Raw genomic sequence first — 14,974 nt, forward strand, 5'->3', positions numbered from 1 at the left:
GCCCTGGCTCTACGATCGCCCCGAGCGGGAAGGACATCCGACGCATGGTCAGCGCTCGCCCCCTCGACGCCCTCCGCTTCCCTCTCCGCACGGCCGGCTTCGTCGGCCTCACCTTCGGCATGTACGGCCTGCTCGAGGTCGACACCGCGATCTCGCCCGCGGCCGACCGCGAAGTGGTCCTCCACACATGGATGCGCCGGTATGGGCGCGCGCTCCTGAAGCTCTACGGACTCGACGTGCGCGCGGGCGGGCTCTTCCAGGGTGAGCTCGCGGCGGGGCGCGCCGACGGCGCGGCCGATCCGGCGGGCGCCGGGTACTGCCCTGGACGCGACGCCGCTGGGCTCGGCCGGCTGTTCGTGATGAACCACCGCTCCGCGCTCGACATCATGATCACGCTCGCCTTCTTCGAGGCCACGGTCGTGAGCCGGGCCGACCTCGCTGGATGGCCGGTCATCGGCATGGCGGCGCGCCGCGTCGGAACGCTCTTCGTGGACCGTTCCAGCAAGCGCAGCGGCTCTGCGGTCGTCCAGGCGATGTGCTCCGCGCTCAAGGGCGGCCGTGGTGTGATGGTCTACCCCGAAGGGACCACGTTCTCCGGAGATGAGGTGCGGCCGTTCCGCGCGGGCGGCTTCACCGCGGCATGCCGCGTTGGCGCGGAGATCGTCCCCGTGGGGCTCGTGTACGGCGGCGCCGAGTCCTCCTACGTCGACGAGTCGTTCACGGCGCACATGGCCCGGGTGAGCCGTGCGCGACGTATCCCGGTAGCGCTCGAGGTCGGCGCGCCCATCGCCACGGTAGGCCAGGACGTCGGCGAGGTGCGCGACGAATCGCACCGCGCCGTCCAGGCGCTCGTCCACCGCGCCCGCGCGCGGCTCGCCGCCGACGGTTAGCGCCGCGCTTTCTCCTGCGCCGCTGGCTTCTGCGATCGGCCCTCGCTACGATGCGGGCCGCCGGCGACCCCATGGAGCGTGAAGGCAACCCTAGCGAGACCGCCATGGCATGGCAGGTCCTGAAGCCGCCCCGCGGAGGGGCGATCCATAATGAGCTGATGTTCCTGGCGGACGCGAGCGAGCAGCTCACCGGATCGCTTGACCCTCATACGATCCTCGAGCGGCTCGCGCGTCTGTCGGTGCCCTACCTGGCGGACTGGTGCACGGTCGATCTCATCGAGCGTGGCGCCGCGGACGCCATGGGCCTGGTCGGCTCCGTGCCGCCGCCGCCGCCGTCGGACGGCGGTCCCACGTTCTTGGCCGGGCCGGACGGGATCGACCCGGCGCCCGTGGCGGGCATCTACGCGGCCCGGCGCCATCGCGCCGCCGCGGACTCCGACCCGGCGGGCTCCGATCGCGCGGGCCAGGCGGGCGCGACGCGGCGGCGGTTCTGCCGCGTCGCCGCGAAGCACGTGAACCCCGAGCGCGAGGGGCTCCTGCGCGCGATCTCGCCCGACGCCGAGGAGCGCCTCGGCATCGCCAAGGTGCTGCACAGCGGCGAGTCCGAGCTCTTGCACGAGCTCGATCGCGACAAGAGCGACGAGGCCGCCGAGCGCGCCGCCGCGCTGGAGCAGCTCGGCACGCGGTCGGCGATGGCGGTGCCGCTCATCGCGCGCGGCCGCAAGCTCGGCGTGCTGTCGTTCGGCGTCTCGGAGTCGAACCGCATCTACTCCGCGGACGATCTCGTGCTCGCGGCCGAGCTCGCGCACCGCGTGGCGCTGGCGCTCGACAACGCCTACCTCTACCGGAAGGCGGAGGAGGCGCGCCACGCCGCGGAGCGGAGCGCGGACCGGGCCGCGTGGCTCTTCGCGGTGACGGCCGCGCTGTCCGACGCGATCACGCCGCCCGCGGTGCTCCGCGTGCTCGCGAGCGACGTCGTCGCGGCCGCCGGGGCGATGACCGGCGTGGTGGCGCTGCGCGCCGGGCTCGGCGGTGAGCTCGAGACGGTGCGCTCGACGGGCTACCTCGAGGCGCAGATCGCGCGCTTCAAGAGCTTCGACCTCGGCGCGGAGCTGCCGCTGGCGCGCGCGGTCCGGGAGCGCCAGCCGATCTTCCTCGAGTCGGAGGAGCGCTTCGGCGAGTTCGAGCCGGGCTTCGCGTCGTGCTGCGTCGCGACGGGCGAGCGCGCGTACGCCGCGATCCCGCTCTTCCTCGAGGGGCGCGTGCTCGGCGCCGTGGGGTTCGGCTTCTCGGCGCCGCAGTCGTTCACCGAGGACGACCGGGCGTTCATGCTCGCGCTGGTCCAGCAGAGCGCGCAGGCGCTCGAGCGGGCGCGCCTCTCCGCGCTGCAGACGGAGGAGGCCATGCACCTCTCGCACGAGGTGCTGAAGCAGATGCCCGAGGCCATCCTCGTCACGGACGTCGAGGGCAACATCCGGTACTGGATGGGCGAGGCCGAGTCGATCTTCGGCTACCTGTCCGAGGAGATCGTCGGCAAGAGCATGGCGCTCCTCCACCGCGACGACGTCCGCGAGGAGAGCACGGCCCGGATCCTCCAGCAGATCGAGGACGCGCGCACCTTCGTCGGCGAGGTCCCGTGCGTGCGGCGCGACGGCTCCGAGGTGCCGATCGAGATCACGGCGTACGCGGTCCACGACCAGGAGGGTCGCCCGCTGTTCCTTGTCGGCATCCACCGCGACATCACTGATCGCAAGCGGGCCGAGGAGGAGCGCGCCCGGCTGATCCGGGTGCAGGCGGCGCGGGCCGAGGCCGAGGAGGCGGCGCGGCGGTTCGCGTTCCTGGCCGAGCTCAGCACGGCGCTCGCCGCGTCGCTGGACTTCACGGCCACGCTCCAGTCGCTCGCGCGGCTCGTCCTGCCGGTGCTCGCCGATTTCTGCCTGGTCGACATCGACGACGGCCTCGGCCTGCGCCACGTCGCGGCCGCGCACGTGAGCCCGCTGAAGGAGCCGCTGCTCCGGTACTTCCACCCGAGCCGGGTCGACGGCGAGCCGGGCCCGGTGGCGCGCGTGCTGCGCACGGGCCGGTCGGAGCTCTACGCGGACGTCCGCGGGGACGTGCTGCTGCACGACGCGATGACGAGCGAGGAGGCCACGGCCAACCGGACGCTCGCGCCGCTCTCGTACCTCGTGGTGGCGCTCCGGGCGCGCGGGCGGATCCTCGGCGCGATCTCGCTCGTGTCGTCGGAGTCGGGCCGGTTCTTCGAGCGGTCCGACGTCGCCTTCGCGGAGGAGGTGGCGCACCGGGCCGCGCTCGCGCTCGACAACGCGCGCCTGTACCGCGAGGTGCAGGACGCGAACCGCCTGAAGGACGAGTTCCTCGGGACGGTGTCGCACGAGCTGCGGACGCCGCTCAACGCGATCCTCGGCTGGGCGAGGATGATGCAGGCGGGCTCGCTCGATCGGGTCGCGGAGACGCGGGCGCTGTCGGCGGTCGAGCGCAACGCCGAGCACCAGGTGACGCTGATCGACGAGCTGCTCGACGCGTCGCAGGTGGTGACGGGCACGCTGAAGATCGAGCGGCTCGCGGTGGAGCTGACGTTGCCGGTGCAGACGGCGGTCGAGTCGATCCTCCCGTCGGCCGCGGGCAAGGGCGTGGCGATCGAGACGAGGCTCGATCCGGAGGGCGTGTTCGTCGAGGGCGACCCTGCGCGGCTGCAGCAGGTCGTGTGGCACCTGCTCTCGAACGCGGTGAAGTTCGCGCGCCCTGGGGGGCTCGTGCAGGTGCAGCTCTCGCAGGACGAGCGCTTCGCCGAGGTCAAGGTGATCGACGACGGCGAGGGCATCTCGGCGGACTCGCTCCCGCACGTCTTCGAGCGCTTCCGGCAGGAGGACAACAGCGGCGCGCGCCGGCACGGGGGGCTCGGGCTGGGGCTGTCGATCGTGCGGCACATCGTCGGGCTGCACGGCGGCATGGTGCGCGTGACGAGCGCCGGCCCCGGGCGCGGGACGACGTGCACGGTGCAGCTGCCGCTCTCGACGGGCGCGACCGCGACGGCGCTCACGAACGCGGGTATCGCGCCCGACCCGCGCAACCCGTTCCCGCGGCTCACCGGGGTGCGGGTGCTCATCGCGGACGACGATCCCGACACGCTGGCGATGCTCTCGGCGGTGCTGCGGCGCTGCGGGGCCGAGGTCAGCACGGCGACGTCGAGCAACGAGGCGCTGAAGCTGCTGGAGACGTCGGAGCCGGCGCTGCTCGTCGTCGACATCGGGATGCCGGGGGAGGACGGCTACTCGCTGATCCGGCGGGTGCGGGATCTGCTGCCGCGCAAGGTGGGGCGCACGCCGGCGCTGGCGCTGACGCCGTACGCGCGGACCGAGGACCGGGTGCGGGCGCTCGCGGCCGGCTACCAGATGCACGTGCCCAAGCCGATCGAACCGATCGAGCTGGCGGCGGCGGTGAAATGCCTGGCGACCGGGCTGATGCCTTGGTCCCGGGACGACTGACGGGGGATCCGGGGGCACGCGCCGGGGTGGGGGTGTGCGCGGCAGCGCGCGGGGGGCGCTGGCCATCCGCCAAGACGGGGGCGGGAGAGCTTGCGCATGAAACACCGCCCGGCATGTCTCACTTCGGGTCTTGCCTTCTGAGACGTTCCGTTGCGCGCCACACAAGGCGCGCCTGGGACGTGGAGCCTGCTGGGACCTTATGGCACCTCGTTCGGTGCTCCAGCGCGCCCCCCGCGCGCTGCCGCGCACACCCCCACCCCGGCGCTCACGGCCCTGGCGCCCATGCCCCCTGACCGAGGGCGAGCTTGATTCGGTAGGGGCCGAGCCGCTCGGGGAGCGAGCGGTCGGCCGCGTTCATTCAAGCGCCGACGTCGCGCTCCTCACGTCCGCCGTCAATGGTTGTCTCGGGGGCGAGGGCAAGTTGTTGCCCTGGGCAAAGGGTTGCCGTCAGGGGAGGGGCCGCCGGGCAAGTTGTTGCCCTCTCTTCCGGTCGCGCGTCCGTGATGCCACGTTTTCGATTGGCATTCTTGTTGCAATTCTGGACGCAGCATCGCTCGGATCCCATGACCTGCGTCGATGCGCGGCGCCGGCGGCTCCAGGCGAATGCACAAGGATTTCTGAGAGGAGAGCATCGCCATGGCCACGCCCTATTCGATCGACATTGCTATGGACCAGAACACCTTCAACGCCCTGGAGTCGGGCGGATTTTTTCTGTATGGATTCAAGGGGGTGCAGACGAGCATCCAGGGCGGCGCGCCGCTCGTGTGGTTCCAGACCAAGAACTTCTCCCTGGATACCACCATCTCGTGGGAGGAGCAGTATCAGGGGTACACCTCGCAGAGCGCCATCATCCCCGGCGGCAAGATCAAGGCGAGCGCGTCCTACGACATGAACCTCGGCGACATCCTCCAGGTCACGAGCCCGGCGGGCACGGGCACCGTCGTGACCGGTGGAACGCAGAACGCGATCTCGATCGCGAACCAGACCACGACGCAGATGGTCTGCGGCATCTCGCAGGTGCAGTCGGTGAGCGGCAGCGCGGTGGCGACGCCTCTCTGCGCCTTCCCGCTCTACGGCAACATGCTCGATGTCTTCGCGCCAATCCAGCTCGTCTTGCTGGAGTTCGCCACGACGGCGGTGAACACGGGGACGGTCATCTTCCAGGCGTTCAGCCAGGCCGCCCTGATCAACCTCACCAGCGAGCCCGAGGTCTCGTTGAGCTTCGACATCAACGCAGGCTGGAATTCCAGCGGCAACCCGAACGTACAGCTCGTCCCCGCGGGCACCAACCTCGCGCCGCTCCTGCTCCAGTCGTCCGCCAGCCTGAACCGAAGGATCCTGGCGGCGCAAAGCGCCCACGCGCCGGCGCCGGAGGCGCGCCACGCCTCCCGCAGCAATGGCGGCCTGATCCAGGCCTGACGTGGCGCCCGCGGGGCGGACCGGCTGCCGGTTCACCCTCCGCGGTCAGGCGACGAGCGCGACGCGGCAAGGAGGCCTCATGCGACGACCTCTTCGTGGACAGGCCGCGCTCGTCGCCGCGTCGTTGCTGTCCCTCACGTGCGGCACGGGTCTCAGGACGCCCGACGAGCGGCCAGGCTCGGCGACATCGAAGGCCGCGCGCGTCGACGAAGCCGCTCCGCCCATTTCCTCCTCAGCGCCGACCGAGAGACGGCTGATCGTCTCCATGAGCGCCGAGACGGCGAGCGCGCTCGCCGCCTCCGAGATTTCGCTGTACGCCTTCAAAGCGGTGGGCGCAGAGGACGCCGCCGGCGTGCCGCTCGTGTGGTTCCAATCGAGGACCTACTCCCTCACCACGACCCTGTCGTGGGCGGCGCTTTATCGGGCCTACACCGCGACCCGCACGCTGCTGCCGTCGGCCCGGGTGGACGCCTCGGCCTCGTACGACATCGAGCCCGGACAGGTGCTGTACGTGCAGGAGCCGACGGGCACCGGCGTCGTGCTCCTCGGGGGACCGGCGAACGCCATTTCGATACAGAACGACACGTCGACGCCGTTCACCTGTGGCCTCGCGCAGCGCCTCGGCGAGACCGCCGCGCCCATCGCCTCCTTTCCGCTCTATGGCAAGACCCGCCAGGTCTTCTATCCGATGGAGACGGTGCTCCTCGTCTTCGCGGCGTCGAGCCTCCGCCCCGGCGACCCGGCCACCACGTCGCCAGGACCAGGCGTGCTCGTGGAGCTGGGCCAAGAGAGCGTCCGCCGGCTCGCGTTCGAGATCAACGCGGGGTGGAGCTGGGGCTCCGAGCCCTGGGCCATGGCCGTGTCGGCCGGCGCGGACATCCTCCCCCTGCTCGTCGTCCGGAGCCCCTGAAGGACGATGTCCTGGCATTGACGTTGCTATTCATTGCCATCGCGTGTTGCACCGGCACGACCTGTTCGTCGTGCCTTGTTACAAGACAGGAGACAACCATGGCCGTCGTCAATATCCCGCCCAATCAGGTCATCTACAAGCTCGGCCCCATCCCCGGGACGATGCACGTCTACAACACCGGCAACCCCGGAGGCGGCGCGACCACCTACAGCATCACCATTCTCAACGTCGGCGCCTGGACCGACGTCGTCATCCAGACGGGCCACACCGACACCTACCAGCCCAACGGCAACGTCGTCTTCGTCCAGAACCTTGGGCCGAGCAGGCTCCAGGTCCTCTACGTGGAGAGCGAATTGACGGTCGAGCAGGCGGGCGGCCGCTCCGTGAAGGAGTTCCCCGTGCTCGACGCGCCCGCTGGCTAGTCCGGGAATCACCAGGGGACCGAAGCGAAAAGGGCGCCATCGCCAGGGCCACCTGGGATCGGAGGCGGAAAAGGAAACCGCGGAGCGTGGAGCGGTTTGGCGGCGGCGGCTGGACAGGTCCTCAGCGCCGCTTGGCGCACGCCGGGCACGCGATGCGGCCCTGCGCGTTCGGCGCGCACGCCTCGCAGAGCAGGTGCATCCGATCGTCGCAGGCCGCCGGCCGCGCCGTCGCGGCGCCGCACGCCTCGCACGTGAGCCTGTCCAGGCTCGAGGCGCCCGCCGGGAGCCGCAAGACGATGTCCCGCGACTCCTTGCGCCGCCGGAGACGCATGTTGACGAGCGCCCCCGGGACCTCGGCGCTCACCAGCGCCGCGACCGAGCACGTCACCTTCGCCGCGAACCGCGCGGGCAAGGCCTCGAGCTTCGCGTTCCGCTCGGCGACGAGGTGCGCGACCTTGGCCTCGACGGCCTTCGGATCCGCGCGCCGCCGCGGCGCCCGCGCCTCCGCGAGCAGGTCCGCGAAATACGACACGATCCGATCGTGATCCCGCGCGTGCCTGCGCTCGACCTCGCCGAGCAGCGGCTGCACCGCCGTCCGCACCGCCCGTTCGGCGCGGAGCGCGATCCAGTCCGCCGCGCGATCGTCTGTTGAGAGGGGCACGGCGCTCGGCAGTACGAGGGCGCTCGGCCAGGAGAGATCCAGGTGCGCGCCCACCGCGGCGTCCGGCTCGCCGCCGTCGTGTGCGTTCACCACGACCCGAACGAGCCCCTCGCGCCGGTCGTCGGCCTCGACCCCATAAGCGACGATGGCCGCGACGTAGACCGCCGCGCCCGTGGAGACCTGACCGGGCTCGCAGAGCCCGTTGCGCAGCACGAAGCGGTCCGCGGCGGCCCGCACGTGGGCAGGCCGCGGCGGATCCGCGGCGAGCCGCACCGAGGTGGACACCGGCCGCCCGCGCGCCCTCGCGATGAGCCGCTCGAGCAGCGTGGAGCCAAGGCCACACGCGACGTCCCCGTCCCGATCGGGGTAGAGCGCGAGGGCGCACTCCTCCGGGACCTCGATCTCGGCCGCGAGCTGCGCCGGCAGGAGCGCCACCGCCCGCGCGTCCTCACGCTCTGCGAGCGCTCCGGCCTCCGCGAGCGCCTCGACCACGAAATCGAGCGGAGAGGGCAGCGCCCCCTCCATGGGCGAGAGCATCCCCGGCGCAGCGGTCACGCCTCGTAGTCCTTTCCAAAGAGCCTGGCGTCGAGGCGCTTCACCTGCTCGTAACGCCCGCGCGCCGCGGCGAGCTCCTCGGCGATGGTGTCGAAGCCGCTCGCGATCTCCTCCTCCGAGCGCGACGTCGCGTAGAGGGAGACGATCCGCTCCTCCAGATCGCGCTCGTCCGCCATGTTGCCAAGGACCATATCCATCTCGCCCACGACCAGCTCGAACAGGTGCAGGCGGCGGTCGAGCAGATCGAGGACACGCTCCTCGGCGGTGCCCCGCGCGCAGAGGTTGTAGACGCGCACCTCCTCTCGCTGGCCCATCCGGTGCAGCCGCCCGATCCGCTGCTCGATGAGCATGGGGTTGTAGGGAAGATCGAAGTTCACGAGGACATGGCAGTGGTGGAGGTTGTGCCCCTCGCCGCCGGCGTCGGTGGAGACGAGCACGCGCGCGCGGCCGTCGCGGAACGCCGAGAGCGCCGCGCGCTTGTCCGCGGCGGAGAGGCCGCCGTGGAACGCCACGGGCTCGACGCCGGCCTCGCGGAGCACGGCCTCGATGTACGAAAGCGTGTCGCGGAACCGGGTGAAGACGAGGACTTGCTCGTCGTGAGCGCGCACGAGATCGACGAGGGCGCCGCCCTTCCGGGACGCGCGGACCGAGGCCGCGAGCTTCGCCAGCGCGGCGAGCGCGGCGCGCAGCCCGGGAACGCGCCGCTCGCTCGCGCTCATGCGCTCGAGGCTCCCGCGAACTGCGGCGGGGCTCGAGCCGGCGCCGAGCAGGAGCGTCGAGGCCAGCATCCGGGAGCCGGCGTCGGCCCCGTGCGCGCGCACGAGGGCGAGGACGCGCTCGTAGAGCTCGCGCTCCTCCAGGAGCGGATCGACAAGCGCCGTGCTCACATAGCGGGGCGGCAGCGCGAGGCCGCTGTCGGCGCGGGTGTTGCGCACCATCACCTCGGCGAGCAGGGCGCGCAGCCGCTCCCGGTTCTTCGGCGACAGCGGGTCCTTCGGGTCGACGAACTGCGCGCGGAAGGCCGCCGGGGTCGCGAACTGCCCGGGCTTGAGCAGCGTCACGAGGTTGTAGAGCTCCTCGAGATCGGTCTCGATCGGCGTCGCCGTGAGCATCAGGAGGAACCGGCTGTGCAGGCCGTCGACCAGCTTGAAGCCGGCGGTCGTGCGGCTCTTGACGTGATGGGCCTCGTCGACGATCACGAGGTCCCACGAGGCGGCCTGGACGAGCGGCGCGTGCTTCGCGCTCCTCGCGAGGGCGAGCGACGCGACGACCACGCCCTCCTCTTGCCAGAAGGCCTCGGGGTCCGCCGTGCGCGCGGCGTCGTCGGTCGTGCGCGCGGCGATCCCGGCCTTCTCCGCGAGCTCGCCCGTCCACTGGCCGACGAGCGCAGGAGGGACGAGCACGAGCGCCCGCCGGACCATCCCGCGGAGCTGGTACTCGCGCAGGATCGTCAGCGCCTCGACCGTCTTGCCGAGACCGACCTCGTCCGCGAGCAGCGCGCGCCCGCGGAACACGCGGAGGACGCGGCGCGCGGTCTCGATCTGGTAGCGGTGCGGCTCGACGCCGGTGAGCGCGGCGAGCGCGAGCAGCTCCTCGAACTGCTCGGCCGAGGCGAGCAGGTGGGCGCGCAGCGCGTGGCTCACCGCCGCAAGCGAGGAGGGCGGGCCCGCGAGCCGCTGGAGCAGCTCGGACCGGTCGAGGCCGGACATCAGGAGCGGCGCCGGCTTCCTGGGCGGCGGAGCCGGCAGAGGAGCCGGCTCGGGCGGTGACGCCGGCTCCGCCGCGCCGGAGGCGGCGGGCGGCCGGGAGGCGGCGGGCGGCCGGGAGGCGGCGGGCGTACCGCGCGGGCCGGCAGCGCGGGCGCGCGGCGGGCGTTCCGGGGTCGTCGGGGTGGCGGGGGGACTTCGTGGCGGCGCGGTGGGCGCTTCGGTCCGCCGAGCCCGCGCGGGTGAGCGGGTCCGAGCGCGGGTGACAGGGCGCTCCGGGGGCGACGGCTGCTCCGCGCGATGAGCCAGGAGGAGTCGCTGGACGTCGTGGCGAAAGACGAGCTGGCTCAGCCGGCGCGGGATACCGACGTTGCGGTCGATGCAGAACGTGCTCGCGTTGTAGACAAGGAACGCCGGATCCGCGCTCGTCGATTCGCGCATCCGCTCGATGAGCGCGCTGCCCGCGAGCGCCTGTGGAAGGCCGTGCGCGAGGAGCAGGTCACGCGCCTCGTCGAGCGTCAGCGGCTCCTTATGCGACCGGCCCGAGAGCGCGAACGCCAAGGTGAAGAGATCAGCGCCGGAGAGCAGCCCGCTGCCCGCTTCCGTGGCGAGCAGCCAGCGCACGTCGCTCGCGGAGATCGACGTGATGGGCGTCGTCGAGACCTGCATGCCTCGGCCGCGTGTATCCCTCTGGCTCCGGGATGTCGAGGTGCCATGGGCGCGAGAACGGTGGAAATAGGTCGATTATTTTTGGAAATTTGACGCCCCTGATCGGAATGCGTCCTAGATCTTCTGGCGAAGCCAGCGCGTGAAGGGGTCTAGGAAGGTCCGTTTCCAGTGGACGTTGAAGTACACGTCCGCTTCGCCGAGCTCGGGGTTGTGATCGATGGTCACGGACGCGGCGCGATCGAAGAGGCCTGCGGTGTCGAACATGGCGGGGCCGAAGCCGGTGCCCTCGACGTAGATGAGCACGTCGCCGCGGAAGGCGGAGAGGTTCGACGTGTGTCTCGCGTCGCGCCCCGAGAGCCCGCACGCGAGATCGCGGACGGCGGCGAGGGAGCCGTAATTGTCGAAGAGGGGGCCTACGAGCTCGAGCCGGGACTGGTCGCTATAGACGAGGCTCTGCGTCTCGAAATCGGCGACGGCGCGGACGAACGAGGGAGTCGGGGCGAGCGCGCCCGGAGGGGGCGGGGCGCCGAAGACGAGCAGCATGGCGAGCTGGTTGGTCGTGCCCGGGGGGAAGATGGGCAGAGGAAACGCGCCCTGAGGATCCGCGGCGGCGCCGCGCAACGCGAGCCCGAGGACGGCGATGCTGGGATCGTAGGTCGAGCCCGCGGCGAGCGCCCCCTCGAGGTTGCTGCAGATCGCGTCGTTGTGCGCGGCGATCTCCGGATCCTCGGTGTAGAAGGTGCCCTCGTAGAGAAACACGCCCGAGAAGGCGCGGGGCGCGTGATTGACGAGCGCCATGGCCGTGTTGGCGCCCGCGGAGAATCCTCCGATGACGGGCCGCGCGCCGGGGTTCTGCGAGCGCACGAGGGCGAGCGCGAAGAGCCCGTCGTTCGAGAGGGTGTCGAAGCCCCAGTCGGCCATCACGCTGCAATCGGCGGCGCCGGACTCGCACGCGCCGGGCGGGAGCTCGGTCCTCCGCTGGCCGACGAGCCAGACGTCGTGACCGGCCATGGCGAGCTCGCCGGCCGCGGACTTCGCGTACCTCCCGGTCTCGCTGATCTCGTAGAATTCGCCCGGAAGTGTGAAGGGGCTCAAGAGGATCACGGGCTCGCTGCAGCCGCGGCCGGCCCCGCGCTTGCTCACGTGGATGATCGAGAATCGATCGAGGGGGCTGTCCCCGGCCTCCACTTCGTAGACCACCCTCTCGAGCGATGGATGCGGTCGCGTGACCTCGACCGAGGTGATGTCGTACGCGCCGAAGGCGCTGCCCGCGAGAAATCCGAGCCATCCCAGCATAGGCGCTTCCCTCCATGGGAACGGGGTGAACACCACGATGTTCACCGTGGTGCTTCGAGCGGCGCTCGCTGCTCGAAGCATCCATCTTCCGCTCGCGCGCGCCCGGACGCTTGGTTGAAATGGACGAAAGCGTGCGGCATTGCCGCGTGTGGATGCTGGTGAAATGTGGTGATGTGTGCGATGTGCTCGGCAGAATCATGGGGGCCACTGGCCCGGATTTGCCCCGAAGCATTGCCTGCCCGATGGGAGACGGCGAATTCGCGCCTGACCGAGCCACCGTCGCCGGCCTCCGAGAGGAGCCAGCGCGCGGCGCTTGATCCAGATAGTATACCCCCCTATATTATGTGCGTGCACACGGTCGAGAACAAGAAGAAGCTCATCGCGCGCGTCCGGCGGATCCGCGGGCAGCTCGAAGCGGTGGAGCGAGCCCTCGAGGGCGAGGCCGGTTGCTCGGAGGTCCTGCAGACGGTGACCTCGGCGCGTGGCGCGCTGAACGGCCTCGTGGGCGAGCTCATCGAGGGTCACATCCGCACGCACGTCATCGACGGGGGGCGTGCAACGGCACCCCAGCGGGAGGCCGCGGAGGAGCTGGTTCAGATCGTCCGCGCCTATGTGAAGTGAAGGAAGCAACGATGATCGACTCCACGGGATCCGATCGGCTCGCCCAGCTTCGACACGCCCACGATCACGGCGCCGCCGCGTCTTCGCACGAAGCCAGGACCCGGTGGGTCGTTGCGCTGACCTTCGCCATGATGGTGGCGGAGCTCGTGGTCGGCTACGCGACGAACTCGCTCGCGCTCACGGCGGACGGCTGGCACATGGCCACGCATGCGGGCGCGCTCGGCATGGCGGCCTTCGCGTACTGGTTCGCGCGCAAGCAGTCCGGGTCGAGCGCGTTCTCCTTCGGCACGGGCAAGGTGCACGCCCTCGCCGGGTACACGAGCGCGGTCGTGCTCGCGCTCATCGCGCTCCTCATGGTCGTCGAGTCGCTGCGCCGCTTCCTCCATCCCGAGTCGATTGCCTTCTCCGAGGCGCTTCCGGTCGCCGTCGTCGGTCTCGCGGTCAACCTCGTCAGCGTGCGGCTCCTCCACGCGGACGAGCACCATCACGAGGCGCACGACGACCATCCCGACCACGATCACCACGACCCTGGCCATGACGATCCCGACGACGAGCACGCCCATGGCCACGACCACCACGGGCACGATCACAATTTGCGTGCGGCGTACTTCCACGTCCTCGCGGACGCGCTGACCAGCGTGCTCGCGATCCTCGCCCTCCTCGGCGGGCGCTACCTTGGCTGGACGTTCCTCGACGCCGCGATGGGCATCGTCGGCGGGCTCGTCATCGCGAAGTGGAGCTACGGACTCTGCCGACAGGCGGCCAGGCAGCTGCTCGACGTCGTCCCTTCCGAGTCCCTCGCTCAGCGCATCCGCGATCGCATCGAGTCTACCTTCGCAGGAGCGAGCGTCGTCGATCTCCACCTGTGGGACATCGGTCCCGGCGCGCGCGCCTGCATCGTTTCGGTCGCGGTACCGAGCCCCCTGGCGCCTTCCGCTTACCGTGACGCGCTCGTCCCGATCGCCAGCCTCCAGCACGTCACGGTCGAGGTTCACCCGCTCTCTGCCGGTGACGCGCGGAGGGGCTCGTGAATTTCAGCGCGATCTTGCTCCTCGCGCTCGGGCTCGCGATGGACGCGACCGCTGTCGCAGCGGCACGAGGGCTGTCTGTTCCGGCGATTCGGGCGCGCCATGTCCTGCTCGTCGCCGGGTTCTTCGGCGGCGCTCAGGCCCTGATGCCCGTCATCGGCTGGCTGCTCGGAGAGCGGATCGGTCCGCGCGTGCAAGCGTGGGACCACTGGATCGCGTTCGTGCTGCTCGCGTTCATCGGCGGAAAGATGCTCTGGGAAGCCCGCGGCGACGACGGCGACGACGGCGGCGAGGGCGAGACCACGGCCGATCCCTTCGCGTTGAGCTCGATGTTCGTGTTGGCGATCGCCACGAGCATCGACGCCCTCGCCGTGGGCATCACGCTGCCGATGCTGAACGCCCCGTTCGCGATCTCCGTCGTGACGATTGGCGTCGTCACGGCGCTGCTCAGCGCAGCGGGGCTCTTCGCGGGACGGCGGTTCGGGGCGTTGCTCGGCAAGCGTCTCGACCTCGCTGGAGGGGTCGTGCTCATCGGGCTCGGGTTCAAGATTCTCCTCGAACACCTTGTGCTGTCGTAGGCGTGTCCCCGCGGACCGCGCCCGCCGGCTTCCGAGCGCGCAGGGCCGAGGCGAGTCCGAGTTGCACCGCAGCGCTCGCTCAGATCGACAGCGCGATCGGCGAGCGCGGCCGCGCGCTGGCCGCCGCGTCGCTGCGCAGCGCGCCCCAGCCGCCGCCCGGCGCCTCGCGATCGCGAGCTTCCATGGAAGCCCCGCCCTGCTCTGGTCGCGGCCTCCCACGCCGTAAATGTCACGAACATCCATGTCGCCCCCCCTCGAACGAATGGAACAGTGTCGACGCGCGCTGCTCGTCCAGCGTGGCTGCGCTGCCTGGCTTCTCAAGGCGTGATCTGGCTTCTCCGATCGGCGGAGCGGCGCTCCGCTCCCTGGCCGATGCAGCAAAGCGATGATGGACGAGCGTCCTGGGCTTGAGAAGCGCAAGCGCCGCAGCACGCCGCGGCCGATGCGCGGCGGACGGTAGGAAAGTTGATTGGTGTGGAATATAGGCCGAACCCGGAATGTGGCAATACAAAACGGTGATGAATGGTAAGACAGCGGTGCGCGAGGATTGCTGTCCAGGCCGGGCCGCGCGCCGTGCGCTCGCTCCGGCTGGACGGGATCGGTCCGCGACTTCCAGCCTTGGCGCGCATGTCGGGTCTCTTCCGCGGCCGCATACGGCTTTGCCGCGCGGAATCAGCGCCTCAGCGACGGAGAGGCATTGAAGAAGGTGTGGG

11 protein-coding genes are annotated in these 14,974 nt (G+C 70.9%); 8 read left to right on the top strand and 3 right to left on the bottom strand.

The features are described 5' to 3' along the window. Positions 1-44 precede the first annotated feature (44 nt). The 5 genes from WMF39_RS02935 to WMF39_RS02955 all read left to right on the top strand — a co-directional run bounded on the left by WMF39_RS02935 (position 45) and on the right by WMF39_RS02955 (position 7,147). Entirely contained in the window at positions 45-890 is an 846-nt protein-coding gene (locus WMF39_RS02935) for a lysophospholipid acyltransferase family protein (RefSeq protein WP_437744030.1), read from the top strand. 104 nt (positions 891-994) lie between these two features. After that, a complete protein-coding gene (locus WMF39_RS02940; RefSeq protein ID WP_437744031.1) occupies positions 995-4,396 on the top strand; it encodes a GAF domain-containing protein in 3,402 nt (1,133 codons plus the stop codon). 636 nt (positions 4,397-5,032) lie between these two features. Continuing rightward, positions 5,033-5,815 (top strand): hypothetical protein, encoded by a 783-nt coding sequence (locus tag WMF39_RS02945; protein ID WP_437744032.1) that lies wholly within the window; start codon positions 5,033-5,035, stop codon positions 5,813-5,815. 79 nt (positions 5,816-5,894) lie between these two features. Continuing rightward, positions 5,895-6,725, top strand: a complete 831-nt coding sequence (locus tag WMF39_RS02950; RefSeq protein WP_437744033.1) for a hypothetical protein — start codon at positions 5,895-5,897, stop codon at positions 6,723-6,725. A gap of 98 nt (positions 6,726-6,823) precedes the next feature. Next, a complete protein-coding gene (locus WMF39_RS02955; protein WP_437744034.1) occupies positions 6,824-7,147 on the top strand; it encodes a hypothetical protein in 324 nt (107 codons plus the stop codon). A gap of 121 nt (positions 7,148-7,268) precedes the next feature. Here the strand turns inward: WMF39_RS02955 and WMF39_RS02960 are convergent, their stop codons facing one another. The 3 genes from WMF39_RS02960 to WMF39_RS02970 form a co-directional block, all read right to left on the bottom strand. Then, positions 7,269-8,363, bottom strand: a complete 1,095-nt coding sequence (locus tag WMF39_RS02960) for a hypothetical protein (RefSeq protein ID WP_437744035.1) — start codon at positions 8,361-8,363, stop codon at positions 7,269-7,271. Continuing rightward, positions 8,360-10,738: a DEAD/DEAH box helicase gene (locus WMF39_RS02965; RefSeq protein ID WP_437744036.1), complete on the bottom strand. Its 2,379-nt coding sequence runs from the start codon at positions 10,736-10,738 to the stop codon at positions 8,360-8,362. Before WMF39_RS02965 ends, WMF39_RS02960 begins: the two co-directional genes overlap by 4 nt. Positions 10,739-10,852: 114 nt before the next feature. Next, complete coding sequence (locus WMF39_RS02970) at positions 10,853-12,034, bottom strand: hypothetical protein (protein ID WP_437744037.1); 1,182 nt, start codon at positions 12,032-12,034, stop codon at positions 10,853-10,855. A 342-nt stretch (positions 12,035-12,376) separates the two neighbouring features. Between WMF39_RS02970 and WMF39_RS02975 the strand changes: the two genes are divergently transcribed. The 3 genes from WMF39_RS02975 to WMF39_RS02985 are packed head-to-tail and all read left to right on the top strand — an operon-like array spanning position 12,377 to position 14,261. After that, a complete protein-coding gene (locus WMF39_RS02975) occupies positions 12,377-12,655 on the top strand; it encodes a metal/formaldehyde-sensitive transcriptional repressor (RefSeq protein WP_437744038.1) in 279 nt (92 codons plus the stop codon). 11 nt (positions 12,656-12,666) lie between these two features. After that, positions 12,667-13,686: a CDF family Co(II)/Ni(II) efflux transporter DmeF gene (gene dmeF, locus WMF39_RS02980; protein WP_437744039.1), complete on the top strand. Its 1,020-nt coding sequence runs from the start codon at positions 12,667-12,669 to the stop codon at positions 13,684-13,686. Next, positions 13,683-14,261, top strand: coding sequence for a manganese efflux pump MntP (locus WMF39_RS02985; protein ID WP_437744040.1), 579 nt, complete (start codon positions 13,683-13,685; stop codon positions 14,259-14,261). The genes dmeF and WMF39_RS02985 overlap by 4 nt, the downstream gene beginning before the upstream one ends. The last annotated feature ends 713 nt before the right edge of the window (positions 14,262-14,974 follow it).

Source organism: Sorangium sp. So ce1504 (genome assembly GCF_051521635.1).
GTDB classification, from domain to species: domain Bacteria; phylum Myxococcota_A; class Polyangia; order Polyangiales; family Polyangiaceae; genus Sorangium; species Sorangium cellulosum_B.

Excerpts from the sequence above, each read along its gene's own strand:
- WMF39_RS02935 (WP_437744030.1), top strand. The coding sequence starts at position 45 with ATGGTCAGCGCTCGCCCCCTCGACGCCCTCCGCTTCCCTCTCCGCACG.
- WMF39_RS02940 (WP_437744031.1), top strand. The coding sequence starts at position 995 with ATGGCATGGCAGGTCCTGAAGCCGCCCCGCGGAGGGGCGATCCATAAT.
- WMF39_RS02945 (WP_437744032.1), top strand. The coding sequence starts at position 5,033 with ATGGCCACGCCCTATTCGATCGACATTGCTATGGACCAGAACACCTTC.
- WMF39_RS02950 (WP_437744033.1), top strand. The coding sequence starts at position 5,895 with ATGCGACGACCTCTTCGTGGACAGGCCGCGCTCGTCGCCGCGTCGTTG.
- WMF39_RS02955 (WP_437744034.1), top strand. The coding sequence starts at position 6,824 with ATGGCCGTCGTCAATATCCCGCCCAATCAGGTCATCTACAAGCTCGGC.
- WMF39_RS02965 (WP_437744036.1), bottom strand. The coding sequence starts at position 10,738 with ATGCAGGTCTCGACGACGCCCATCACGTCGATCTCCGCGAGCGACGTG.
- WMF39_RS02970 (WP_437744037.1), bottom strand. The coding sequence starts at position 12,034 with ATGCTGGGATGGCTCGGATTTCTCGCGGGCAGCGCCTTCGGCGCGTAC.
- WMF39_RS02975 (WP_437744038.1), top strand. The coding sequence starts at position 12,377 with ATGTGCGTGCACACGGTCGAGAACAAGAAGAAGCTCATCGCGCGCGTC.
- dmeF (WP_437744039.1), top strand. The coding sequence starts at position 12,667 with ATGATCGACTCCACGGGATCCGATCGGCTCGCCCAGCTTCGACACGCC.